General features: G+C 72.2%; 22 protein-coding genes. 16 read left to right on the forward strand and 6 right to left on the reverse strand.

Annotated elements, in window-relative coordinates; genetic code table 11:
• Positions 1-17 precede the first annotated feature (17 nt).
• The 11 genes from folE to ACFVSL_RS06525 all read left to right on the forward strand — a co-directional run bounded on the left by folE (position 18) and on the right by ACFVSL_RS06525 (position 8,687).
• Positions 18-611, forward strand: a complete 594-nt coding sequence (gene folE / locus ACFVSL_RS06475) for a GTP cyclohydrolase I (RefSeq protein WP_386939547.1) — start codon at positions 18-20, stop codon at positions 609-611.
• Positions 604-1,422, forward strand: a complete 819-nt coding sequence (folP, locus tag ACFVSL_RS06480) for a dihydropteroate synthase (RefSeq protein ID WP_386939548.1) — start codon at positions 604-606, stop codon at positions 1,420-1,422. The genes folE and folP overlap by 8 nt, the downstream gene beginning before the upstream one ends.
• Positions 1,415-1,801, forward strand: a complete 387-nt coding sequence (folB, locus tag ACFVSL_RS06485) for a dihydroneopterin aldolase (protein WP_386939550.1) — start codon at positions 1,415-1,417, stop codon at positions 1,799-1,801. Before folP ends, folB begins: the two co-directional genes overlap by 8 nt.
• A complete protein-coding gene (gene folK, locus ACFVSL_RS06490) occupies positions 1,798-2,283 on the forward strand; it encodes a 2-amino-4-hydroxy-6-hydroxymethyldihydropteridine diphosphokinase (protein WP_386939552.1) in 486 nt (161 codons plus the stop codon). Before folB ends, folK begins: the two co-directional genes overlap by 4 nt.
• Positions 2,280-2,753 (forward strand): DUF3180 domain-containing protein, encoded by a 474-nt coding sequence (locus ACFVSL_RS06495; protein ID WP_386939554.1) that lies wholly within the window; start codon positions 2,280-2,282, stop codon positions 2,751-2,753. The genes folK and ACFVSL_RS06495 overlap by 4 nt, the downstream gene beginning before the upstream one ends.
• Positions 2,746-3,276 (forward strand): PH domain-containing protein, encoded by a 531-nt coding sequence (locus tag ACFVSL_RS06500; protein WP_386939555.1) that lies wholly within the window; start codon positions 2,746-2,748, stop codon positions 3,274-3,276. Before ACFVSL_RS06495 ends, ACFVSL_RS06500 begins: the two co-directional genes overlap by 8 nt.
• Complete coding sequence (locus tag ACFVSL_RS06505) at positions 3,273-5,168, forward strand: PH domain-containing protein (protein ID WP_386939556.1); 1,896 nt, start codon at positions 3,273-3,275, stop codon at positions 5,166-5,168. The genes ACFVSL_RS06500 and ACFVSL_RS06505 overlap by 4 nt, the downstream gene beginning before the upstream one ends.
• Positions 5,158-5,916: a Rossmann-like and DUF2520 domain-containing protein gene (locus tag ACFVSL_RS06510; RefSeq protein WP_386939557.1), complete on the forward strand. Its 759-nt coding sequence runs from the start codon at positions 5,158-5,160 to the stop codon at positions 5,914-5,916. Before ACFVSL_RS06505 ends, ACFVSL_RS06510 begins: the two co-directional genes overlap by 11 nt.
• Positions 5,913-6,791, forward strand: coding sequence for a pantoate--beta-alanine ligase (gene panC / locus ACFVSL_RS06515; RefSeq protein ID WP_386939559.1), 879 nt, complete (start codon positions 5,913-5,915; stop codon positions 6,789-6,791). The genes ACFVSL_RS06510 and panC overlap by 4 nt, the downstream gene beginning before the upstream one ends.
• Positions 6,792-7,000: 209 nt before the next feature.
• Positions 7,001-8,518, forward strand: a complete 1,518-nt coding sequence (gene lysS, locus ACFVSL_RS06520) for a lysine--tRNA ligase (protein ID WP_386939561.1) — start codon at positions 7,001-7,003, stop codon at positions 8,516-8,518.
• A 19-nt stretch (positions 8,519-8,537) separates the two neighbouring features.
• Entirely contained in the window at positions 8,538-8,687 is a 150-nt protein-coding gene (locus ACFVSL_RS06525; RefSeq protein WP_386939562.1) for a hypothetical protein, read from the forward strand.
• A 119-nt stretch (positions 8,688-8,806) separates the two neighbouring features.
• Here ACFVSL_RS06525 and ACFVSL_RS06530 read toward each other — a convergent pair whose 3' ends face one another.
• Genes ACFVSL_RS06530 through ACFVSL_RS06550 form a run of 5 tightly spaced genes read right to left on the reverse strand, consistent with a single transcriptional unit; the run spans position 8,807 to position 16,029 of the window.
• Positions 8,807-9,925: a peptidase C39 family protein gene (locus ACFVSL_RS06530; protein ID WP_386939564.1), complete on the reverse strand. Its 1,119-nt coding sequence runs from the start codon at positions 9,923-9,925 to the stop codon at positions 8,807-8,809.
• Positions 9,922-11,532, reverse strand: a complete 1,611-nt coding sequence (locus ACFVSL_RS06535) for a dipeptide ABC transporter ATP-binding protein (protein WP_386939566.1) — start codon at positions 11,530-11,532, stop codon at positions 9,922-9,924. The genes ACFVSL_RS06530 and ACFVSL_RS06535 overlap by 4 nt, the downstream gene beginning before the upstream one ends.
• Positions 11,529-12,386: an ABC transporter permease gene (locus ACFVSL_RS06540; protein WP_386939568.1), complete on the reverse strand. Its 858-nt coding sequence runs from the start codon at positions 12,384-12,386 to the stop codon at positions 11,529-11,531. The genes ACFVSL_RS06535 and ACFVSL_RS06540 overlap by 4 nt, the downstream gene beginning before the upstream one ends.
• Positions 12,383-13,375: an ABC transporter permease gene (locus ACFVSL_RS06545; RefSeq protein ID WP_386939570.1), complete on the reverse strand. Its 993-nt coding sequence runs from the start codon at positions 13,373-13,375 to the stop codon at positions 12,383-12,385. The genes ACFVSL_RS06540 and ACFVSL_RS06545 overlap by 4 nt, the downstream gene beginning before the upstream one ends.
• Positions 13,372-16,029 carry an ABC transporter substrate-binding protein gene (locus tag ACFVSL_RS06550; protein WP_386939571.1) on the reverse strand — a complete coding sequence of 886 codons (2,658 nt, stop codon included), beginning with the start codon at positions 16,027-16,029 and terminating at the stop codon, positions 13,372-13,374. The genes ACFVSL_RS06545 and ACFVSL_RS06550 overlap by 4 nt, the downstream gene beginning before the upstream one ends.
• A 92-nt stretch (positions 16,030-16,121) precedes the next feature.
• Here ACFVSL_RS06550 and ACFVSL_RS06555 point away from each other — a divergent pair, with 92 nt between their 5' ends.
• The 3 genes from ACFVSL_RS06555 to cls are packed head-to-tail and all read left to right on the forward strand — an operon-like array spanning position 16,122 to position 18,531.
• Positions 16,122-16,817 carry a DUF1684 domain-containing protein gene (locus ACFVSL_RS06555; RefSeq protein WP_386939573.1) on the forward strand — a complete coding sequence of 232 codons (696 nt, stop codon included), beginning with the start codon at positions 16,122-16,124 and terminating at the stop codon, positions 16,815-16,817.
• Between the two features lie 58 nt (positions 16,818-16,875).
• Positions 16,876-17,052 (forward strand): hypothetical protein, encoded by a 177-nt coding sequence (locus ACFVSL_RS06560; RefSeq protein ID WP_386898416.1) that lies wholly within the window; start codon positions 16,876-16,878, stop codon positions 17,050-17,052.
• Positions 17,053-17,058: 6 nt separating this feature from the next.
• Positions 17,059-18,531, forward strand: coding sequence for a cardiolipin synthase (cls, locus tag ACFVSL_RS06565; protein ID WP_386939575.1), 1,473 nt, complete (start codon positions 17,059-17,061; stop codon positions 18,529-18,531).
• 29 nt (positions 18,532-18,560) lie between these two features.
• Here the strand turns inward: cls and ACFVSL_RS06570 are convergent, their stop codons facing one another.
• The gene (locus tag ACFVSL_RS06570) at positions 18,561-19,610 is read right to left on the reverse strand and encodes a pirin family protein (protein WP_386939577.1); all 1,050 of its coding nucleotides are present in this window, start codon (positions 19,608-19,610) and stop codon (positions 18,561-18,563) included.
• 100 nt (positions 19,611-19,710) lie between these two features.
• Here ACFVSL_RS06570 and ACFVSL_RS06575 point away from each other — a divergent pair, with 100 nt between their 5' ends.
• Together ACFVSL_RS06575 and ACFVSL_RS06580 are read left to right on the forward strand one after the other, a co-directional pair.
• Positions 19,711-20,166, forward strand: coding sequence for a hypothetical protein (locus tag ACFVSL_RS06575; protein ID WP_386939578.1), 456 nt, complete (start codon positions 19,711-19,713; stop codon positions 20,164-20,166).
• Between the two features lie 178 nt (positions 20,167-20,344).
• Complete coding sequence (locus ACFVSL_RS06580; RefSeq protein WP_386939580.1) at positions 20,345-23,725, forward strand: LPXTG cell wall anchor domain-containing protein; 3,381 nt, start codon at positions 20,345-20,347, stop codon at positions 23,723-23,725.
• Positions 23,726-23,747 lie beyond the last annotated feature (22 nt).

The raw sequence follows: 23,747 nt of genomic DNA on the forward strand, positions 1-23,747 counted from the left end.
CCCGCCGAAGGGCTGACATGGCCGGAGTGGATGCCGAACGCATCGAGCGGGCCGTGCTCGAGATCCTCCTCGCCATCGGGGAGGATCCCGCGCGTCCCGGCCTCGAGCGCACGCCGCAGCGGGTCGCCGAGGCGTACGCTGACTTCTTCGGCGGGCTCGACGTCGACCCGCTGACCCACCTCGCCGACACCGTGCCGCTCGGCTCGACCGATGCCGGCGTGCCGGCGACGTCCGACGCCGTGATCCTGCGCGACCTCGCGTTCCGATCGGTGTGCGAGCACCACCTGCTGCCCTTCGTGGGCACCGCGCATGTGGCCTACCTGCCCGGCGACAAGGTGGTCGGCCTCGGCCGGATCCCCGCCGTCGTCGACACCCTGGCCCGCAGGCCGCAGCTGCAGGAGCGCCTCGCCGAGGAGATCGCCGACGCGCTCGTGACCGGACTCGACCCCAAGGGCGTGCTCGTCGTGCTCGACGCGCAGCACCGCTGCGTGACCACCCGCGGCTCGCGCCAGGAGCGCAGCTCGACCGTGACCATCGCGAGCCGGGGCGCGCTCGCCGAGCCCGCGGGCCGCGCCGAGATCATCGCCCTCATCGGGGTGCGCGATGCCTGAGACGCCGTCGACGCTGGTCATGGGCGTCGTCAACGTCACCCCCGACTCGTTCAGCGACGGCGGCCGCTGGTTCGATGCCGACGCCGCGATCGCCCACGGCGTCGAGCTCGTCGCGCAGGGCGCCGACCTCGTCGACGTCGGCGGGGAGTCGACGCGGCCGGGCGCGGCGCGCGTCGAGCCCGAGGAGGAGCTGCGCCGCGTCGTGCCGGTCATCCGCGAACTCGTCGCACAGGGCATCCGGGTGAGCGTCGACACGATGCGCGCCACGACCGCGCGCGCCGCGGTCGAGGCCGGCGCCGAGATCATCAACGACGTCTCGGCCGGGCTCGCCGACGCCGAGATGGCCGGGGTCGCCGCCGAGACGGGCGCGCACTACGTCGCGATGCACTGGCGCGGCCACTCCGACCGCATGGACCAGCTCGCCGAGTACGACGACGTGGCGATCGAGGTGCGCGACGAGCTCGCCGCCAGGGTCGAGGCGCTGCTCGGCGCCGGCATCGCCGCCGACCGGCTCATCCTCGACCCCGGCCTCGGGTTCTCCAAGCGCGGCGAGCAGAACTGGGAGCTCCTCGGCCGGCTCGACGTGCTCGCCGGGCTCGGGCTGCCGATCCTCGTGGGGGCGTCGCGCAAGCGGTTCCTCGGCGCACTGCTTCCCGACGGGGCATCCGTCGCCGAACGCGACCTGCCGACCGCCGTCGTGAGCGTGCTCTCGGCGCAGGCCGGCGCGTGGGGCGTGCGCGTGCACGACGTGGTCGGCACGCGCCGCGCCCTCGACGTCCTCGGGGCGTGGCAGAGTGGACGACGTGGCTGAACAGCACGGACTTCGGCGGGGCGACCGCATCACGCTCACCGGGCTGCGCGTGCGCGCCCATCACGGGGTGTTCGACTTCGAGCGCGCCGAGGGGCAGGAGTTCGTGATCGACGTCGTCGTCGCGGTCGACCTCGCCGCCGCGTCCTCGGGCGACGACCTCGCCCGCACCGTGCACTACGGCGAGCTCGCCGAGCAGGTGGTCGCCGCCGTCGAGCGCGACCCGGTCGACCTCATCGAGACCGTCGCCGAGCGGGTCGCCGCCGTTGCGCTCTCGTTCGACGCGGCCGACGAGGTCGAGGTCACGGTGCACAAGCCGCAGGCCCCCATCACGGTCCCCTTCGCGGATGTCTCGGTCACGATCGTCAGGCGCCGGGCATGAGCCGGGCCGTCGTCGCCTTCGGGGCGAACCTCGGCGACCGCGAGCAGACGATCGCCGCCGCCGCGCGCGCACTGGCCGATGCCGACGGCGTCGAGCTCGTCGCCGTGTCCCCGCTCTACGAGACGCCCGCGCTGAAGACGACCGGGGTCGACCACGACGCCCCCGGGTACCTCAACGGCGTGTTCCTCGTCGAGACCGCGCTCGAACCCCACGCGCTGCTCGACGTGCTGCAGTCCATCGAGACGGCCCAGGGCCGGGTGCGGGCCGAGCGCTGGGGCGATCGCACGCTCGACCTCGATCTCATCGACGTCGACGGGCTCGAGCTCGCCGACGCGCGACTCGAGCTGCCGCATCCGCGCGCGTGGCAGCGGGCCTTCGTGCTCGCGCCGTGGCTCGACGTCGAACCCGATGCCGTGCTGCCCGGGCGGGGCTCGGTGGCGGCGCTCCGCGCCGAGGCATCCGACGAGGTGGTCAGGCGATGAAGCGCACGCACTTCTCGACCCTGCTCGCCTTCGTGCTCGGCGGCGTCGTCATCGGCTACCTCGGCGACCTCGCGATCGTGAACACCGGCGCGAAGGCGCTCGTGCCGCCGCTCTCGCTGCCGATCACCCTGCTCGGCGTCGCCGTGATCGTCGTGCTGCTGGCCTGGCCGATCCGCCGTGCCGTGAAGGGCAGGGCGACGAAGCACCTCGACCCCTTCCGCGCGATGCGCGTCGCGGTGCTCGCGAAGGCGTGCAGCCTGAGCGGGGCCCTCGTGCTGGGCGTCGGGCTCGGCATCGGCCTGTTCCTGCTCACCCGCAGCGTGGTGGCACCGGCCGGCACGGTGTGGCTGGCGTTCGCGACCGCGATCGGCGCCGCGCTGCTGCTCGCCGGCGGACTCCTCGCCGAGTGGTTCTGCACGCTGCCCCCCGACGACCCCGACAGCGAGAAGGAAGAACACGCGCATGCCTGAGCACGACCGCGCCCCGATCGAGCACGACGGCGACGTCGCCGCCCCGGCCGAGACGCTCCGCTCCGACGAGTGGCGCCGGGTCTCGCCGAAGTACGTCGTCGTCGAGGTGGTCGGCTCGCTCATCGGCATGGCGGTCTTCGTCGGGGCCGCGCTCGTCGTGCACTTCCTCTGGCACCAGCAGTGGGCGCTGTGGGCGGCGATCGCGATCGGCGTCGTCTCGCTCGTCGGCATCGCCTTCGAGCCGCGTCGCGTGCGCTCCATCCAGTACCGGCTGCGCGCCGACGACCTCGTCTTCCGCCGCGGCATCATGTTCCAGCGGCAGGTCGCCGTGCCCTACGGCCGCATGCAGCTCGTCGACATCACCCGCGGCCCCGTCGCGCGGGCGCTCGGCCTCGCCGACCTCAAGTTCGTCACGGCCGCCGCGGCGACCGCGGTCACCGTGCCCGGGCTGCCGATGGAGGAGGCCGACCGACTGCGCGACGAGCTCGTGGCGCTCGCCGAGACCCGTCGGGCGGGGCTGTGAGCGCTCCGGCCCGTCCGGCACCGGCCGTCTCGCTCGCCGACGGCGAGTGGCACCGCCTGCATCCCGCGAGCCCGCTGCTGCGCGGCGGACTCGTGTTCATCGCCGTGCTCGGCTTCGTGATCGCCAACCTGCGCGAGCGGGCGGTCGACCTCTTCCTCACGGTGTTCTCGCCGTCGACCCGCGACGAGCTCGGCGACCGGTACGGCGCCTGGCAGGACGACTGGGCGAACGACCCCATCGGCGGCATCGTCAGCCACGGCCTCGTCGGGTGGGCGACGCTCGGCCTCGCGGTCCTGCTCGTCGTGGTCGTCTTCGCCTTCTGGCTGTCATGGCGCATGCACACCTTCCGCGTGACGCCCGAGGCGGTGGAGGTGCGCAGCGGCATCCTGTTCCGCTCGCATCGCAGCGCGCGCCTCGACCGCATCCAGGGCATCAACGTCACGCGCCCGCTCTTCGCCCGGCTGTTCGGCACCGCGAAGCTCGAGGTCTCGGTCGCCGGCCAGTCGGCGAACGTGCAGCTGGCGTACCTCGGCTCGGCGCTCGCCGACCGGCTGCGGGCCGACGTGCTGCGGCTCGCGTCCGGGGCCCGCGCCGAACGTGCCGCGGCGCGCGCTGAGGCGGCCCCGCCGGCGGGCGGGCCGGTCGGCGCGCCCTCGGTCGCCGCGGCCGCGCTGGCTGACGCAGCCGTGCACCCCGAGTCCGGTACCGCCGGCGATGCGGCCGCCGCACCGACCGCGGGGCAGCCCGTTCCGGGTCGCGCACCGGCGGCCTCGCGCGCCGGCGCCCTCGTGGGCCAGCGCGTCGACGAGTTCCTCGCCCCCGAGCTCGACCCCGACCTCGCCCCGCCCGAGTCGGTCGTGCACCTGCCGCTCGGCCGGGTGATCGGCTCGACCCTCCTCGGGGGTTCGACGATCTGGGCGATCATCCTCGTCGCCATCATCGTGGTCGGCGTCACCACCGGCCAGGCGTGGGTGCTGTTCAGCTTCGTGCCCGCGGCCATCGGTCTCGTGAGCTACATGTGGTCGCGCATCACCAAGTCGCTGCGCTACTCGATCGCCGGCACGCCCGACGGCGTGCGCATCGGCCACGGGCTCCTCTCGACCGGCAACCAGACGATCCCGCCCGGTCGCATCCACGCGGTCGAGGCGACGCAGTGGGTCTTCTGGCGGCCCTTCGGCTGGTGGTCCATCCGCATCAACGTCGCCGGCCAGTCGGTGACCGCCTCGAACGAGGCGGCGCAGCGCACCACCGTGCTGCCCGTCGGCACGGCGGCCGACGTGCACCGGGTGCTCGCCCTGCTGATCCCCGATGCCGCGGCCGACGTCGAGCCGCTCGTCGCCGCCGGGCTCACCGGCCGCGACGGCTCGGGCGGCTTCTCGCTCACGCCGCGTCGCGGGGCATGGCTCCGCCCCTTCTCGTGGCGACGCATCGGCTGGGCCGCGGCATCGGGCGTCGCACTCATCCGCCGCGGTGCGCTCGTGCGCAGCCTGACGCTCGTTCCGCTCGCCCGGATGCAGTCGGTCGCCCTCTCCGTCGGCCCGATCGACCGCTGGCTGCGGCTCGCCGGGGTGCGCCTGCACACCGTGACGGGCCCGGTGAGCGCAGTGCTGCCCATCGTCGACCGCGAGGAGGCCGAGCGGCTGTTCGAGCGGCTCGCCGAGGAGGCCGTCGATCGCGCAGCGAGCGACACCACGCACCACTGGGGCGCGGTCGCATCCGGCGGGGCCGAGGCATCCGCGTCGTTCGAGAGTCGGCCGGCCGAGGCAGGGACGACCGCGACCGCGACCGCGGCCGAGGCCGCGCCGCTCGCGCCGGTCGCGCCGGTCGCACCCGCCGCACCGTCCTCGCCCGAGGTCGTCGCCGACGAGACGGGCCGCGATCATGCCCGCTGAGCGCGCAGGGCGGCTCGGCGTCGGCACCATCGGCGCCGGACGGGTGGGCGCCGTGCTCGCCGCCGCGCTCGGTGGCGCGGGCCACGCCCTCACCGGGGTCGCCGCGGTCTCCGAGTCGAGTCGTGAACGCGCGTCGGTCATGCTGCCCGGGGTGCCGGTGCTCGCCGTGCCCGAGATCGTCGAGCGCAGCGAACTGGTGCTGCTGGCCCTGCCCGACGACGAGCTCGAGTCGCTCGTGGCGGGCCTCGCCGATGCGGGGGTCTGGCAGCCCGGTCAGCTCGTGCTGCACACCTCCGCGAAGTTCGGCGCCGGCGTGCTCGACCCCGCGCGGCGCTCGGGCGCGATCCCCCTCGCGGTGCACCCCGCGATGACGTTCACCGGCACGAGCGTCGACCTCGCCCGCCTGCCGGGCACGTGGTTCGCCGTGACCGCGCCCGCCCCCGTGCTCCCCATCGGACAGGCGCTCGTCGTCGAGATGGGCGGCGAGCCCTTCATCGTCGCCGAGGGCGACCGTGCCGCCTACGGCGACGCGGTCGACACCGTGGTCTCCTTCTCGAGTGCGATCGTCGACCAGGCGAGCGCGCAGCTCGACGCCATCGGCGTCCCGCGCCCGGGCGCCGTCCTGGCGTCGCTCGCGCGCAGCGCGGTCGAGAACGCGCTCGCCCGGCACGACACCGGGCCGATGCCCGACGGTGCCGGTACGATCGACGGGGCCGGATTCGATCGGCCGCTGGGAGGTGGCTCGTGAGCGAGGTCGTGGTCGAGCCGGCCGCCGGCATCCGGGTCGTGACGACGATCGCCGAATTGCGCGGGCTGCTCGCAGGGCGCCGCGCCGCGGGAGCCTCCGTCGCACTCGTGCCGACCATGGGTGCGCTGCACGACGGCCACTTCGCGCTGGTGCGCCGGGCGCGCGAGCTCGCCGACGTCGTCGTCGTCTCGATCTTCGTGAACCCGCTGCAGTTCGGCCCGACGGAGGATCTCGACCGGTACCCGCGCACGCTCGACGCCGACGTCGCCGCACTCGCCGAGCTCGGCGTCCAGTTCGTGTTCGCACCGACGGCGGCCGAGATGTACCCCGACGGCCCGAGCTCGACGCGCGTCGTCGCGGGCTCCGTCGGGGCGCTCTACGAGGGTGCCTCGCGACCGGGCCACTTCGACGGCATGCTCACCGTCGTCGCGAAGCTCTTCAACATCGTCGCGCCCGAGATCGCGGTCTTCGGCCAGAAGGACGCGCAGCAGGTGTTCCTCGTGCGCCGCATGGTGCGCGACCTCGACCTGCCGCTCGCGCTCGAGGTCGTCCCGACGGTGCGCGAGCACGACGGCCTCGCGCTGTCGAGCCGCAACCGGTTCCTCGGCACCGCCGAGCGCGAGACCGCGCTCGTGCTCTCCGAAGCGCTGGGCGCCGCGGCCGAGTCCGCGGGCGAGGGCCCCGCCGAGGCGCTCGCCGAGGCGGCCGCCGCCTTCGGCGACCACGACGGCGCCGAGCTCGACTACTTCGTCATCGTCGACCCCGAGACCCTGCTGCCGGTCGCCGGAGATGCGACGGGCCCCGCGCTCGCGCTCGTCGCGGCGCGCGTCGGGGCGACGCGGCTCATCGACAATCGGGTGATCGAGCTCGGCTAGCGAGCGGCACCGAGGCCGGGCGCGGCCGCGCTCTCGTCGTCACTGCGCGTTGCGCCGGCGCACCGCAGGCTCGGAGATCGCCGTAGCTTCGGAGCACGGAGCCCGATCGCTCCCGTCTTCGTGGTGATCGCCGAAGTTCTGGCGCAGCGACGGCGCAAGTAGGCTTGAGGGGCAAGATTCCGCCTGTGAGGCACCGACGAGAGAGAAACATGGCCGACGAGACGCCGAACCAGCCCGCCGAACCCACTGCCGAAGAGATCAGTGAGCAGAAGGCCGTGCGGCTCGCCAAGCGCGCGCGGCTCATCGACGAGGCATCCGACCTCGGTCTCGGCGCCTACCCGGTGCGTCTGCCGATCACCGCGACGATCCCCGAGGTGCGCGACCGCTTCGTGGGTCTCGGCGTCGACGAGGCCTCCGGCGAGACCGTGGGCCTCGCGGGGCGCGTCGTCTTCTCGCGCAACACCGGCAAGCTCTGCTTCGCGACCCTGCAGTCGGGCGACGGCAGCCGCATCCAGGCGATGGTCTCGCTCGCCGAGGTCGGCGAGGAGTCGCTCGCGGCCTGGAAGGAGCTCGTCGACCTGGGCGACCACGTCTTCGTCGCGGGCGAGGTCATCACGAGCCGCCGCGGCGAGCTCTCGATCATGGTGACCGAGTGGCGCATCGCCTCGAAGGCGATCCTGCCGCTGCCGAACTTGCACAACGAGCTCAGCGAGGAGAACCGGGTGCGCTCGCGCTACCTCGACCTCATCGCCCGCGAGCAGGCGCGCCGCAACGTGATCGACCGCGCGAAGGTCAACGCGAGCCTGCGGTCGACCTTCACGAGCCTCGGCTTCATCGAGGTCGAGACCCCGATGCTGCAGGTCATGCACGGCGGCGCCTCTGCGCGTCCGTTCGTCACGCACTCGAACGCGTTCGACACCGAGCTCTACCTGCGCATCGCGCCCGAGCTGTACCTCAAGCGCGCCGTCGTCGGCGGCATCGAGCGGGTGTACGAGATCAACCGCAACTTCCGCAACGAGGGCGCCGACTCGACCCACAGCCCCGAGTTCGCGATGCTCGAGGCCTACGAGGCCTACGGCGACTACACCACGATCGCCGACCTGACGCAGCAGCTCATCCAGGACGCGGCGCAGGCCGTGTCGGGCTCGCACGTCGTGACCTGGGCCGACGGAACCGAGTACGACCTCGGTGGCCAGTGGGATCGCATCTCGATGTACGGCTCGCTCTCCGAGGCCGTCGGCGAGGAGATCACGCCCGAGACGCCGATGTCGCGGCTGAAGGAGCTCGCCGACGAGGCGGGCATCGAGATCGACCACCCGATCCCCGGCAAGTTCGTCGAGGAGCTGTGGGAGCACCACATCAAGGGCGGCCTCGTGCGGCCCACCTTCGTCATGGACTTCCCCGAGGACACCTCGCCCCTCGTGCGCGGCCACCGCGAGGTCGCCGGCGTCGTCGAGAAGTGGGACCTCTACATCCGCGGCTTCGAGCTCGCCACCGGCTACTCCGAGCTCGTCGACCCGGTGATCCAGCGCGACCGCTTCGTGGAGCAGGCGAAGCTCGCCGCCGGCGGCGACCCCGAGGCCATGCGCCTCGACGAGGAGTTCCTGCGGGCGCTCGAGTTCGGCATGCCGCCCTCGGGCGGCATGGGCATGGGCATCGACCGGCTGCTCATGGCGATCACCGGTCTCGGCATCCGCGAGACGATCCTCTTCCCGCTGGTCAAGTAGCGAGAACGGCGGCCCGGCGATGAACGACTACCTCCCGAAGGACCAGCTCGAGCCCGAGCAGGATCCGAAGCGTCCGTCGAACACGCGGCTCGTGATCTGGATCGTGGTCGGGGCGATCGGGCTCTACCTCGTCGGCTCGGGCGTGTGGGGGTTGCTCACCCAGGGGTGACGGCCGGCGCACCCGTCGTGCATCGGCGCCGGGCACGCCCGAGCCCGGCGCCGTCGCACGGCCGGCGCCGTCGCACGGCCGGCGCCGTCGCACGGCCGGCACCGTCGCACGGCCCGCGGTCAGCGGCGCCCGACGAAGACGACGCCGCGGTAGCCGGCCTCGCCCCACGCCACCATGCGGTCGAGGTCGGCGTCCGCGATCGGCAGCTCGTGCGAGTCGACCCAGGTCTCGCCCTCGTCCGAGCTGATCCACGGGTCCTCGATCACGACGACGCCCTCGCCGGCCGCATGCGCGAGCACCCAGTGCGGACCCGTCTCGCCGTGCATCGGCGCCTCGTCGACGAGCAGCAGCGCGAGTTCGCCGCCGGCGATGCGCCGTGCCACCTCGTCGATCGAGATCCGGCGGCGGTGCACCGGCAGCCCGGCCGCCTCGGCCTGGCGCAGCGACTCGGCCTGGAGCTCCGCCCGGAAGTCGCGTTCGAACCCGGCGTACGCCTCGATCAGCACGGGCCCGTCGTGGTCGAGGTAGACCTCGACGGAGACCTCGTCGGGCAGCGTCTCGCGCATGACGACACCGAGGCCGACGGGCTCGATGGCGGGGTAGTTGCTCGCACGCCGCCAGAACGCGAGCTCGAGGTCGCGGTCGGCGAGCGACGGGGTGGGGTGACCGTCGATCGGGCCGTCCGACGACTCAACCGGCGCGGCATCCGATGCCTCGCCGAAGCCGACCGCTCCCGTCGCCTCGACGGCGAGCAGTCCGCTCACCGCGCCGCAGGTGTAGAGCGTCGTCTGGGCGTAGTACGGAGCTTCGTCGTGTGGCACGTCGCGCAGCCAGCGCACGTGACCGCGCGATGCGAGCGTGCCGGGCGCCGAGGGGTGCGGCGGCGCGAGCGGCACGAAGCCGCGCTCGAGCGCGAACCCCGGCAGCTCCTGGTCGAGCGGCACCTCCCACTTCACGGCGGCGTCGCCCGCCGCCTCGGCGCGGGCGAGGATCTCGTCGACGAGGTCCGCGGCGGCCGCGGCATCCGTCTCGTCGCGCCACCAGACGTCGACGATCTTCACCGCCGCGGTCGCCCCGCGTCGCGAGGTCAGCGCCGCCGCAGCCGGCCGGCCGTCGCGGTGCGCGAGGTCGATGCGCGGCGAGTACGGCGACCGCGGCGAGGCCCAGCGGGCCGCGCGGGCCTCGCCGAGGGCCGACCGCAGTTCGTCGTCGAGCAGGGGGTCGATGGTGGTCGTCATGCGACGTTCGTCCTTCCGGTGCTGTCGCGATGCGCTGCCGCGACCAAGAGCTTCGTGTAGTCCTCCGACGGGTCGTCGAGTACTCGTGCGCAGGAGCCGTGCTCGACGACGCGCCCCTGCCAGACGACCGTCACGGTGTCGGCGATCCGGCGTACGACGGCGAGGTCGTGCGAGATGAAGAGGATCGCGATGTCGAGCTCGTCGCGCAGCCGCCCGAGCAGGTCGAGGATCTGCGCCTGCACCTGCACGTCGAGCGCCGAGACCGACTCGTCGCAGATGAGCAGGCGCGGCCTCGGAGCGAGCGCGCGGGCGATCGCCACGCGCTGGCGCTGCCCGCCGGAGAGCTGGGCCGGCCGCTTCGCCGCGGCCTCGGGGGGCAGCCCCACCTGTTCGAGGAGGGCGGGGACCTCGTCGGGCCGGCGACCGCCGACCGCGAGTGCCTCGCGCAGGATCGCGCCGATCGTCATCATCGGATTGAGCGACGAGTACGGGTCCTGGAACACGATCTGCATCTGCTCGGGCGTGCGCGAGCGACGGCCCGGGGCGAGCGGCCGCCCGTCGAACGCGATCGAGCCGCCGTCCTCGCGCTCGAGGCCGGCGATGCAGCGAGCGAGCGTCGACTTGCCCGAACCCGACTCGCCGACCACGCCGGCGACCTGCCCGGGGGCGATCGAGAGGTCGACGCCGTCGAGCACGGTGCGCAGCCCGAAGCGCTTGACGATGCCCGTGGCGGCGACGAGGGGCGTGCGGGCCCCGAGCACGTCGCCGGCGCCCTCGGGGACGAGCACGTCACCGGCCAGCCCGGGCGGCTCGGTCTCCGGAGAGTCGGCCTCGAGCGAGAGCGCGGGGTCGGCCGCGATGAGCGCGCGGGTGTACGCGTGCTCGGGAGTCGAGAGCACGGTGGAGGTGCTCCCGCGCTCGACGACGGTGCCGTGCCGCATGACGAGCACCTCGTCGGTGCGACCGCGGACGAGTCCGAGGTCGTGCGAGATCAGGAGCATCGCCATGCCGCGCTCGTGCTGGAGCTCGCGGAGGAGGTCGAGGATCTCGGCCTGGTTCGACGCGTCGAGCGCGGTCGTCGGCTCGTCGGCGATGAGGAGGCGCGGATCGCTCGCGAGCGCGGCGGCGATCGCGACCCGCTGCCGCATGCCGCCCGACAGCTCGTGCGGGTAGGCGTGCGCGACGCGGGCCGGCAGATTGACCTCGGCCAGTCGTGCGGCGACGGCGTCGTCGAGCTCGCGCTTCGACAGCCGCCGGCCGGCCTTCGCCTCCAGCGTCCAGCCGATCTGGGGCCCGCAGCGGTGCACGGGGGAGAGGCTCGTGAACGGGTCCTGCAGGAGGAGCGAGACCTCGCGTCCGCGCACGCGGCGCCACGAGGCATCCGTCGCGTCGAGCCGGTGGGCGCGCCCGTCGACCTGCAGCACGCCGGCGGCGGCGAAGCCGCTCGGGAGGAGGCCCACGAGGCTCTTGGCCGTGAGCGTCTTGCCCGAGCCCGACTCGCCGATGAGCGCGAGCGACGATCCGGCTCCGATGCCGAATGCGACCGCCTCGACCATCGGGCCGGCCGGGCCGGTGATGCCCTCGATCGAGACCTCGACGCCGGTCATGCGACACCTCCCGCGCGGGTCAACCGCTGGCCGAGCCAGTCGCCGACGAGATTGACGGAGCAGGCCACGGCGATGATGAGCATCGCCGGCACGATCACCGCTGCCGGGTTGTCGAACATGATCGCCCGGTTGTCGGTGAGCTGGCGGCCCCAGTCGGCGGTGCCGGGCGGCACGCCGACCCCGAGGAACGACAGCGACGAGAAGGCCACGAGCGCGAACGCGACGTTGAGCATCGCGTTCGTGATGACGAGCGAGGAGACGTTCGGCAGGATGTGCCGGAACATCACCCGCCAGCGCGAGAGCGAGAGCATCTGCGCCGCCTCGATGTAGGGGCGCGCCGCCTGCTCGAGCACGCCGGCCCGCACGATGCGGATGTCGGACGGCGAGAAGAGCAGGATGAGGAGGGCGACCGTCGTCCAGTAGCCGCCGCCGAAGACGCCCGAGACGACGATGGCGGCGAGCAGCACCGGGAGGGCGAGCAGCAGGTCGGTCCACCGGCTGATCGCGAAGTCGAGCGGCCCGCGCTCGTACCCGGCGAGGGTGCCGAGCAGGATGCCGAGGAGCATCGAGCCCACCGCCACGCAGACCGGGCCGACGAGCGCCGACGCGGTGCCCGCGACGGTGAGGGCGAGGATGTCGCGCCCGAGCTCGTCCGTGCCGAGCGGGTGCCCCGGGGCGCCCGCGGGCATGAGGCTCGAGAGGATGTCCTGCTTGGTCGCGTCGGGGAAGAGCAGCGGGCCGAGGAGCACGGCGAGCAGGGCGACGGCGAGCACGACGAGGCAGGCGACGATGGTCGCCGGGATGCGGCGGCGCGAGCGGAAACCCACGCCGACGGCGCCGAGCGAGACGGTCATGCGGGAACTCCCTGGTCGCGGACGCGCGGATCGAGCATCAGGTAGGCGAGATCGGCGAGGAGCGCGATCACGGCGATCACGAGGGCGACGAGCAGCGTGAGTGCCTGCACGACGGCGAGGTCCTTGAACAGCACGGAGTCCTGCAGCAGCGTGCCGAGACCGGGGAGCGCGTAGGTCGTCTCGGCGAGCACGGTGCCGCCCACGAGGAAGGTGAGCAGCAGGCTCGCGCCGGTGACGATCGGGATCGCGGCGTTGCGCAGCGCGACCCGACGGGTGCGCGACTCGGGGATGCCGCGGGCGCGCGCGGAGGTGACGTAGTCGGCGTCGAGCTCGCGCAGCATGGCCGTGCGGGTGAGCTTCAGCACGATGGCGCCGAGGCCGGCCGCGAGCGTGATCGCCGGAAGCACGAGGTGGTAGAGCGTGTCGAGCGGGCCGCGCCCGCCGCCGTACACGGGGAAGATCGGCAGGTAGTACGCGAAGACGTAGAGCAGCAGCAGGCCGACGGCGAAGGTGGGGGCGCTGAGCCCGATGACGCCGAGCGTCGTGCCGGTGCGGTCGAGCAGGCCGCCGGCGCGCACGGCGCTCTGCACGCCGAGCGGGATGCCGACGGCGAGGGCGATCGCGAACGCGAGCCCGCACAGGGCGAGGGTCAGCCAGAGCCTCGACGCGATCGCGTCGGCGACCGAGGTCTGCAGGCGGATCGACTCGCCGAGGTCGCCCGTCAGCACGCCGCCGAGCCAGCGCAGGTACTGCACCGGCAGCGGGTCGTCGAGGTGGTACTGCTCGCGGATCGCAGCCACGGCCTCGGGCGAGGCGGGGCGCGTGCCGAGCAGCGTCTTGACGAGGTCGCCCGGGGCGAGGTGCAGCATCGAGAACACGACGATCGAGAGCACGAAGAGGATCGCCGCGGTGCCCAGCACGCGCACCGCGAGCATCCGGCCGATGGGCCGGAGTCGCGGTGCGCGTGCGGTCGGAGCGGATTCGGTCACGGCGCGGTGCGGTAGAGCTGGGTCGGCCACGAGGAGATGAAGGCGAACGAGCTGTAGTCGTCGAAGCCGAGGTCGTTCGCGAACGCGGTCGCCGACTGGCCCCACCAGAGCGGCACGTTCACGACGTCCTCCGCCTGGAGGGTCTCGGCCTGCACGAGCAGGTCGACTCGTGCGGCGGGGTCTGACTCGGTGCCGGCCTGCGCGAGCAGCTCGTCGATCTCGGGGTTCGAGTACGCCGAGGGGTTGCCGGCGCCGAGCAGGTAGCTCGGCACCTCCGCCGGGTCGCCGAGGGTCGAGAAGTACCACATCATGCCGACGCCGTAGCTCGACGAGGCGTCGAGGCTCGCGAGCCACTCCTCGATGGGCACCTCGCGCACGTTCAGCGTGATGCCGATCGTCGAGAGGTTCTCGGCGAGCGACTGGGCGGCCGTGCCGAGCTGCGGGCCGGTCGAGGGGGTGAGGAGCTCGGCCTCGAAGCCGTCGGGGTGCTCGGAGGCGGCGAGCGCCTCCTTCGCGGCGTCGAGGTCGAAGTCGTACTGGGGGATGCCGGAGAGGATCTCGCGGGCCTCGTCGCCGTCGTACGCCTTGCCGAGCGACTCGGGCGTCATGATCGCGGTCGCCGCCTCGCCGTGGCCGCGCAGCAGCTTCTCGACGACGGCGTCGCGGTCGACCGCGTGCGCGAAGGCCTCGCGCACCTTGGGGTCGTCGAAGGGAGCGAGCGAGGTGTTGAAGTAGAGCCCGACGTACGAGAGGTCGTTGACGTACTCGACGCGCATGGTCTGGAGCTGCTCCCACTGCGTCGACTGGGCGAGCGGCACGTTGAACGCGACGTCGACGTCGCCCGACTGGGTCGCGAGCAGGCGCGTCGACTCGTCGGGGATGAACTCGACGGTGATCGACTTCACCTTCGGCAGCTCGCCCCACCAGGTGTCGACCCGCTCGAGCTGCACGTGCGAGTCGGGCACGAACTCGGTCACCTGGTACGGCCCGGTGCCGAGCAGCAGCGCGTCGGCCGTGCCGACCTTGCCGCCGTGCTCCTCCCAGAAGGCCTGCGAGGTGATGAAGGCGGCTCCACCCGAGCTCATGTTCGCGGCGAAGGCGGCGTCGGGGGCGGCGAGGGTGATCGTCACCTCGTGCTCCTCGGTCTTCTCGATCGTGTCGACGCCGGCGAGGTAGTACGCGAGCCCCGGCGAGGCCGTCTCGTCGCGCGCCTGCTCGAGGCTGAACACGACGTCGTCGGCCGTGACGGGCGTGCCGTCCTGGAAGACGGCGTCCTCGCGGAGCTCGTAGACGTACGTGACGTCGTCGGTCTGCTCCCACGACTCGGCCAGGCCGGGCTGCACGCGGCCCTGGGCGTCGACCGAGACGAGGCCCTCCTGGGCGATCGAGGCGATGTAGTAGTTCAGGATGCCGGCCTCCTGGCCGACGTAGAGGTTCGAGAGCGACCCGGGCAGCGCGACGCTGATGTGGTCGATCTCCTCGCCGGTGTCGGTGCCGGAGCTCGACGCTGCGGTGCCGCTCGTGCAGGCGGCCAGCAGCAGCACGCCTGCTGCTGCGGCGCCGGCGCGCGCGATGCGGGAACGGGATGTTGCGGACACGAGGGGGTCCTCCTCTTGCAATCGGGGGAGTGTTGCGAGGGCGATCGGACGCGCGAAGCGCGCGCGGTGACTGTTCGAGCGGCGTCGGGCTTCGGCCAGGGCCTCCACCTCGTAGCCGCTCGGACGGCGCGCGGCGAGCATGCGGAGGCTCGCCGCGACGGCGGGGATCTCGCTCGCCTCGGCGAGCGTGACGGCGACGGTGCGCAGGCTCAGCGCCGGGCTCAGTCCGGCGACGCGAACTCCTGAGGGCGGCGCCGTCGCGAACGCGCTCTCGGGCAGGAATGCGGCACCGAACCCACCCGCGACGAGCGCGAGGGCGGCGTCGGGGCGGCTGATCTCGAGATCGGCGGGGCCGCTCGCCCGGCCCACGACCTCGGCGACCATTGCCGAGCGGGTGCCGTCGCCGAAGATCCAGGGCAGGTGGGCGAGGGAGGACGCCTCGATGCGGACCCCCGGCTCGGCCGACTCGTCGAACGGGAAGGCGGCGATGATCTCCTCGCCGTAGAGGAACGTCGGCCGGAGTCCGTCGCGTCGCAGGCGCTGGCCCCGCTCGCCGGCCGTGCCGGTGGTCACGGCGATGTCGGCGCGGCCCGAGCGCACGAGCTCGAGAGCCTCGTCGCTGTCGGCTTCGACGAAGCGCACCTCGATGCCGGGGATGTCGGCGCCGATGCGGGCGAGGGCCGGTGCGATCGTGCCGACGACGGCCTCGGCGGGGGCCGCGATGCGGACGGTGCCCACGCGGTGCCCGAGCGCCCTCGCGAGCTCGGTGGCCGCGGCCGTCAGGCTCGCGTCGATGCGGGGGGCGTGGGCCGCGAGCAGCTGCCCGATCGGGGTGAGGCTGGCCGATCGCGCGGTGCGGGCGACGAGCGGGGTGCCGAGGCGCGACTCGAGGCGCTGCACGTGCTGGGTGATGGTGGGCTGGCTGAACCCGAGCGAGCGTGCGGCCGCGCTGATCGAGCCCGTGCGGTCGATCGCCACGAGGATCCGCAGCGAGTGGACGTCGAGCACACGCGTGAGGGCATCGATCTCGATGAGTCCTGCGTTCTCCAGCTCCATAGGCACAGGCTATATATCTCAAGGTTTCGATGGTGTAACAATATGTATCCGGACGTCACATGACGTTGCGGAGGCGGAGGACGGGAGCACGGATGGAGCTGCGAGCAGAACACGAGCGCTGGATCGACGAGCGGGAGGCGCGCGTGTGGGGCGAATGGGGCGTCGCGACCCTCGCGGCCACCCACTGGCTCACGGCGGAGCCCACCTCGGTCGACGGGCTGCCGGGCAGCTGGAGCGCCGTGGACGGCGAGGTGCTCGGCGACGGCGTCCGGCTCGCACCGGGCGAGCAGCTCGAGGCCGCGGGCCTCCTGCTGCGCGCCTTCTCGCGCGACGGCTCGGTCGCGCTGCGGGTGCTCGACCCCGGGGCCGCGGCCGCCCGGGGCATCTCGTCGATCGAGCGATTCGAGTTCTCGGAGGCCGCGCGCCTGCGCGGGAGCATCCGCCCCTCGGCGAAGACCGAGGAGACGCGGTCGGTCGACGACCACGCCGCGACCCAGTCGTTCGACGCGATCGTCGACCTCGAGTGGGAGGGCGCGCCCTTCTCACTCACGGTGCAGGAGGACGACGGCTGGTACTTCGCCGCATTCGCCGACGCGACGGCGGGGGTCGAGAGCCACGCCTTCCGGTTCATCCGCTTCCCGGTGCCCGCAGACGGCGACGCCGTGGTCGACTTCAACCGCGCCTACCTCCCCCCGTGCGCGTTCTCCGACCACTACGTCTGCGTCATGCCGGTGCCAGGCAACCGGTGGCCGGTGCCGATCCGCGCCGGCGAGCGCCTCGTGCGCTGACGGGCTCCGCGCGCGGGCCGGTGGAACTCGCAGGGAAGCCGTATATCCTGAGAGCACTATGGACGACTACTGGGCGAATGCGATCTGGTCGCTCGCGCCGACCGTGCTCATCGGCCTCATCTTCTGGTTCGTGATGCGTGCGATCATCCGCGCCGATCGAACCGAGCGCAAGGCGTACTCGCGCATCGAAGCCGAGGAGCGCGCGAAGCTCGGTCGCGAACGGCCGACGGCCTAGTCCGGCATGGAGCCGGGGCTCTCGCAGACGACGCTCGTCGTCGGCGTGCTTCTCCTGATCCTCGACCTCATCGTCCGCGTCATCGCGGTGATCGTCGTGCCGCGCAACCGTCGTCCGACGGCGGGCATGGCGTGGCTGCTCGCGATCTTCTTCATCCCCTATCTCGGGGTGCTGTTCTTCGTGCTCATCGGCAACCCGAAGCTGCCGAAGCACCGCCGCGAGAAGCAGGCCGAGGTCGACCGCTACATCCGCGAGTCGACCCACGGCGTCGAACGGGTGAGCGACTCGAGCGCATGGCCGAGCTGGTTCGAGGGCGTGGTGCGCCTGAACCGCAACCTCGGCTCGATGCCGCTCATCGGCCAGAACAGCGCGAGCCTCATCGGCGACTACGCGGGCTCCCTCGCGGCGATGACCGACGCCATCCGCGATGCGAAGCGGTACGTGCACGTCGAGTTCTACATCTTCGCGCTCGACGCGACGACCGAGCCCTTCTTCGAGGCGCTCGGCGATGCGGTCGCCCGTGGCGTCGAGGTCAGGGTGCTGCTCGACCACATCGCCTCGCGCCGCGTCAGCGGCTACCGCAAGACCCTGGCGCGGCTCGACGCGATGCACGTGCGCTGGGAGCTCATGCTGCCGGTGAAGCCGCTCAAGGGCCAGTACCAGCGGCCCGACCTGCGCAACCACCGCAAGATCCTCGTCGTGGACGGCGAGGTCGGGTTCATGGGGTCGCAGAACGTCATCGACCGCAGCTACAACAAGCGCAGCAACCAGCGCCGCGGCCTCAAGTGGAAGGAGCTCGTCGCCCGGGTCGAGGGCCCCATCGTCGCCGGCCTCGACGCGATCTTCGCCACCGACTGGTACCTCGAGACGGGCGAGGAACCGACCCGCGACCTCGCCGAGTCGCTGACGCAGCCCGGCGAGGCGCAGGACCTCGACTGCCAGGTCGTGCCGAGCGGGCCGGGGTTCCGCAGCGAGAACAACCTCAAGCTCTTCCTCGCGCTGCTCTACGCGGCGCAGGAGAGGATCATCATCACGAGCCCGTACTTCGTGCCCGACGAGGCGATGCTCTACGCGATCAGCGGGGCGACGCAGCGCGGCATCCACGTCGAGCTCTTCGTCTCGGAGATCGGCGACCAGGCGCTCGTCTACCATGCGCAGCGCTCGTACTACGAGGCGCTGCTCCGGGCGGGCGTCAAGATCTACATGTACAAGGCCCCGTACATCCTGCACGCGAAGCACTTCACGATCGACGAGGACGTCGCGGTGATCGGTTCGAGCAACATGGACATCCGCTCCTTCGAGCTCAACATGGAGGTGTCGCTCCTCGTGCGCGGGCGCTCGTTCGTGCGCGAGATGCGCGCCGTCGAAGACGGCTACCGGCGCGACAGCCGCGAGCTCACCCTCGACGAGTGGCTGAAGCAGCCGCTCGGCGCGACCGTGCTCGACAACCTCGCGCGGCTCACCTCGGCGCTCCAGTAGTCGACGGGCCGGATGCCTCGCAGCCGGCCTCAGCCGCGGGGCTTCAGCCTGACGGTGGGCAGCTCGGGGGCGGGCAACGGCTCGCCCTCGTAGTCGACGCGGCCGAACCGGCCGTCGGAGTTGTCCCGGCCGATGACCTCGGACTGCCAGAGCCTCCGGGACTCGACGATCTCGTCGTGGTCGCGGCCGATGAAGTTCCACCACATGACCAGCTCTTCGCCGAACGGCACCCCGCCGAGCAGGACGACCCGCACCGGGCGGTCGCCCGCGGTCAGGCGCACGCCGTCGTGACCGGTCGGCAGGTAGCCGAGCTCGCTCCATTCGAGCGTCGCCGAGTGGCCCGACACGGTGAGCCCGTCGGCGTCGACGGGGGAGTCGTCGACCTCGTCGTCGGTCGCGGCGATGGTGACCCGGACGGGCCCCGCGTCGACGAGCACGCCGTGCTCGAAGGCCGGGTCGAGATCGATCCAGGCCTCGCCGCCGGCGGGCAGGTCGATCTGGGCGCCGACCAGCGGGCTGAAGAGCGTGACGGATGCCTCGTCGCCGACGCCGGGCAGCGAACCGGCGAAGACGCGGACCATGGCGTCGTCGACCGTCTCGGGGCCGATGTCGGCGTGCTCGAAGAACGGGGCGACGTGGCGCGACGCGTCGGGGAGGGCGACCCAGAGCTGGACCCCGTGCAGCCGGGTCGTGGCCGGCGTCGAGACCTCGGAGTGCGAGATGCCGCGCCCGGCCGTCATGAGGTTCACCTGGCCGGGGCGCACGAGCTCCCGGCTGCCGGTGGAGTCGCGGTGCTCGATCTCGCCCTCGAAGAGCCAGCTCACGGTCTGCAGCCCGGTGTGCGGGTGGGGCGGCACGATCATGCCGCCCGAGACGTCGACGTCGTCGGGGCCGTAGTGGTCGGCGAAGCACCACGCGCCGATCGTGGTGCGCCCGCGCTGGGGGAGCGTGCGCCGGACGCCCATCGCCCGTGGGCCGCCGAGCGGCACCTCGCGCGGCGCGAGCACCTGCACGGCACTGCCCTGCCGCCCGTCGGGCGGGCAGAGCAGCTCGAGCGGGTCCTTCTCGAGATTGCTCATGCTGCCAGCGTAATCCGGCCCGGCACTCGCGGTCCGACGACCCGTGACCCGAGTGGCGCGGAGGCGGTGCGGCGGGGTGCCGAACCGATACCATTGCGGCATGGCTACCTCCGTGCGTCTCCGTCGTGCCGGCCTCGCTGCCGCGGCCCTCGCTTCCGTGTTCCTCCTCGCCGCGTGCGCTCCGCCCACGCGAGCGGCCGAGAACTACCCGGGCGAGCCCGTCGTCGAGCACGCCGAGGAGGGCGAGCACGCCGAGGAGGGCGAGCACGAGGAGGGCGCGCCGCAGGCGGCATGGCTCGCCCAGGGCGGCCAGCTCGCGGTGACGATCTGGGGCAGCTCGACCTGCCCGGTCGTCGGCGAGAGCATCGAGGTCGTCGAGCCGGCCGGCGAGGGCAACCGCGTCGCGATCGACCTCGTCGAGCGCCCCGCCGATGAGATGTGCACGATGGACCTGGTGCCGCACACGACCGTCTTCTGGACGCCGATGAACGTGACGACGACCGAGCCGCTCGTCGTCGAGGTGCAGGACGCCGAGGTCGTCGTCCCGATCAAGTAACGGGGCGCAGGGTACCCCGGTTGCAGGCCGGGGTGTACCCCATCACGGAAATGCCCCCTGAACTGGGGCCGAGACGTTCGGACGCGAACCTGTTCGTGAGGATTCCTGCTGCACTAGCGTTGCCCGCACGTGCGCCGTCCATCCGGGACGGCAACCCGACACGTGAGGACGCTTACCCGTGCCCCGACGCAGATTTCCCGCTGCGGCCGTCGCCATCACCACGATGGTCGGCGCGCTGCTGACTCCCTTGTTCATCGCCTCGCCGGCGGCCGCGGTGACGCTTCCGAGCGGACTCGCGACCGGCTTCGAGATCGACGGCGATCGAACGGGCGGCACGCCGCCCGACACGTACGACTGGAACAGCTTCCTGACGCCGCTCGCCGCCGACGGGACGTACACCTTCACGCCGACCGGACCGTACGTCACGACGCAGGGCTTCAGCTCGACGGGCATCGTCGACGGCAAGGAGGGCTGGGACAACGGCTCCCTCGCCACCTCGTGCGACGTCTTCGACGCCACCGGTGCGCCCGGCAGCCAGACGCAGGCCACGAACCCCTGGGAGCCGGCCCCGCAGAACGTCAACGCCAAGGGCGACGTCTGCAGCGGCGGCGCGGCGTACGAGATCATCACCGACGACCAGGGCGTCGAGCACGTCGTGTTCTACCTGTACTGGACCCGCCTCTCGGGCAACGGCGACATGAGCACGTTCACGACGCTCGATGGACCGATCGCCGGTCGCTGCGACGACTACGCGATCGAGTTCAACTACGACTCGGCGGGCGACGTCACGACCGCGAACGTGCTGACGTGGTTCCCGTTCGAGGGTGACGACTGCGCCGATCCCGACGGACCGGGCGTGTGGGTCGAGACCGACATCGAGCTCGACTTCGCCGCCGAGGTCGGGGTACGCACGGAGGGTCCCGACCTTCCCGGCGAACCCGAGACGTTCGGCGAGCTCGCCGTCGACCTCACGACCGCAGGGCTCTTCGAGCCCGACTCCTGCGAGGGATTCGCCACGGGCACCTCGTTCTCGCGCACCGGCAACGCACCGACCGCGCAGATCCAGGACTTCTTCGAACCCCAGGACGCGCTGATCATCACCAACTGCGGCGGCCTGAGCATCCAGAAGCTCTCGGACCCGCCGGCGATCACGAGCACCGACGACTTCGACTACGAGGTCGTCCGCACGAGCGGCGACCCGATCTTCGAGGGCGGCGGAACGGCGATCAACGACACACTTCGCATCAGCGAGACCGACGTCTGGGCGGAGGTGCTCGCCGGAGACGACTACACGCTCACCGAGACGATCGCCGACGGCCTGCCGTGGGAGCTGCTCTCGATCACCTGCGAGGTCGGCGGCGAGACCTACACGCTCGACGACCCCGCCGACGAGTTCCCGGTCGTGACCGGCGACGTGACCGAGTGCACGATCGTGAACACGACCTCGTGGGTCACCGTCGAGAAGCAGACCCTGCCCGACGGCTCCGACGAGACGTTCGCCTTCGACGTCGACGGCACCGAGGTGCTGCTGACCGACGGCCAGACGAGTGCGCCGATCTACTTCCTGCCCGGCAGCGACGTGCCGGTCACCGAGACGGTGCCCGAGGGCTGGAACCTCACCGACGTCGCCTGCACTCCCGAGGGAACGGCGATCGAGGACGGCGAGACCGTGACCACGGTCGCGGGCGAGGGCGTGCACTGCGTGTTCGAGAACACGCAGAACGGCGAGATCCAGGTGCACAAGATCGTCGACGGCCCCGAGGGCGCGGTGTTCGAGTACACGGGCAGCTGGCTGGAAGACCCGTCGACCTTCACGATCGACGCGACCGACGGCTCGGGCGACAGCGAGGTCTTCTCGGTCGAGCCCGGCAGCTACGATCTCGCCGAGACCCCGCTCGAGGGCTACGACACGACCGATCTCGTCTGCATCGACCCCGACCTCGGCACGCTCGTCGACGACGAGGCCCTGACCGCGGTACTCGACGTCGACCCGGGCGAGTTCGTCGAGTGCACGTACACCAACACGCAGCGCGGCGAGATCCGCGTCGACAAGGAGACCATCCCCGACGAGTGGGACCAGGACTTCGCGTTCTCGCTGGTCGGCGAGGACACCGACGAGCAGTTCACGCTCAACGACGCGAACGACGACGAGGCGAACCCGTGGAACTCCGGGCTCATCGTTCCCGGTGACTACACCGCGACCGAGACCGTGCCCGAGCACTGGGAGCTCGACTCCATCAGCTGCGGCACCCCCGAGGGGGCCTCGACCGCGATCGTGCTCGAGCCCGGCGCCGTGATCACCTGCGTGTTCACGAACGTCGCCCTCCCCGGTTCCGTGGTGGTGGAGAAGAACGTCGAGGGCGTCGCCGACGGCTTCGAGTGGGCGTTCGACCTCACGATCAGCCCGGTCCCGGGCGAGCAGGACGGCACGCAGACGGTGAGCGGAGTCGGCGAGTCCTCGGATTCGGTGACCTGGACCGAACTCGTGCCCGGCCTGGCCTACACGATCACCGAGTCGGCCGTCGACGGATGGGAGATGGGCGAGATCACCTGCAGCTTCGGCGAGGGCGCACTCGAGGACCTCAACGGCGACGAGCCCGGGTTCGAGTTCATCGCCGAGATCGACGCGCAGATCGACTGCATGCTCACCAACACCGCCGTGCCCGGCATGATCGAGGTGACCAAGTCGGCCGTCGGCGGCGACGGCACGTTCGACTTCGAGCTCACTCCGCTCGACGCCGAGGGTGCGCCGGCCGGAGAGCCCATCGTCGAGAGCGTCACGACCGAGGGCGGCGCGGGCACCGCGGTGTTCGAGGGCGTGCTGCCCGGCGGCCGCTTCTCCCTGGCCGAGGCCGACCCGGGCGAGGGCTGGGTCGCCGGAGAGCTCGAGTGCATGGTCGACCCGGTCGGCGAGGCCGGTCCGTCGCCGATCGACGCGAGCGACTTCACCGTGCAGCCGGGCGACCTCATCTCGTGCGAGATCGAGAACGTCGCCAGGGGCCCGCTCGACATCGTCAAGACCGTCGACGGTCCGGCCGTCGACAACGGCGACGGCACCTGGGATGTCTCGTACACCATCTCGGTGACGAGCAGCTCCGCCACGGACGAGGCGTACGACCTCTCCGACGAGCTGAAGTTCGGCGGCGGCATCACGCCGACCTCCGCCGAGATCACCGGGCCCGAAGGGGTGCTCATCAACCCCGACTGGAACGGGATCGACGTCATCGAGGTCACGACCGCGGTGCTGCCGGCAGGCGAGGAGCACCTGTACGCCGTCTCGGTGACCGCGGTGGTCGCCAGCGACGTCACCTCCGACCAGGCCGACTGCACGGTGGGCATGGGCGAGGACGGCAGCGGCCTGCTCAACGCCGCGACGATCGAGTTCTGGAGCGGCTCGGCGTCGAGCGAGGACTGCGCACCGGTCACGCCGAAGAAGCCGCCGCTGCCCGCGACCGGCGCGAGCCTCACGGCGGGCTGGATCGGCCTCGCGGTGCTCGCCGCAGGCGCCGCCCTGCTCCTCATCCGCCGCCGTCGTCAGACGGTGAAGGCCGAGCAGTAGTCGGACGATCGAACGACGGGCC

This window comes from Agromyces sp. NPDC058064 (assembly GCF_042885275.1).
GTDB lineage: Bacteria > Actinomycetota > Actinomycetes > Actinomycetales > Microbacteriaceae > Agromyces.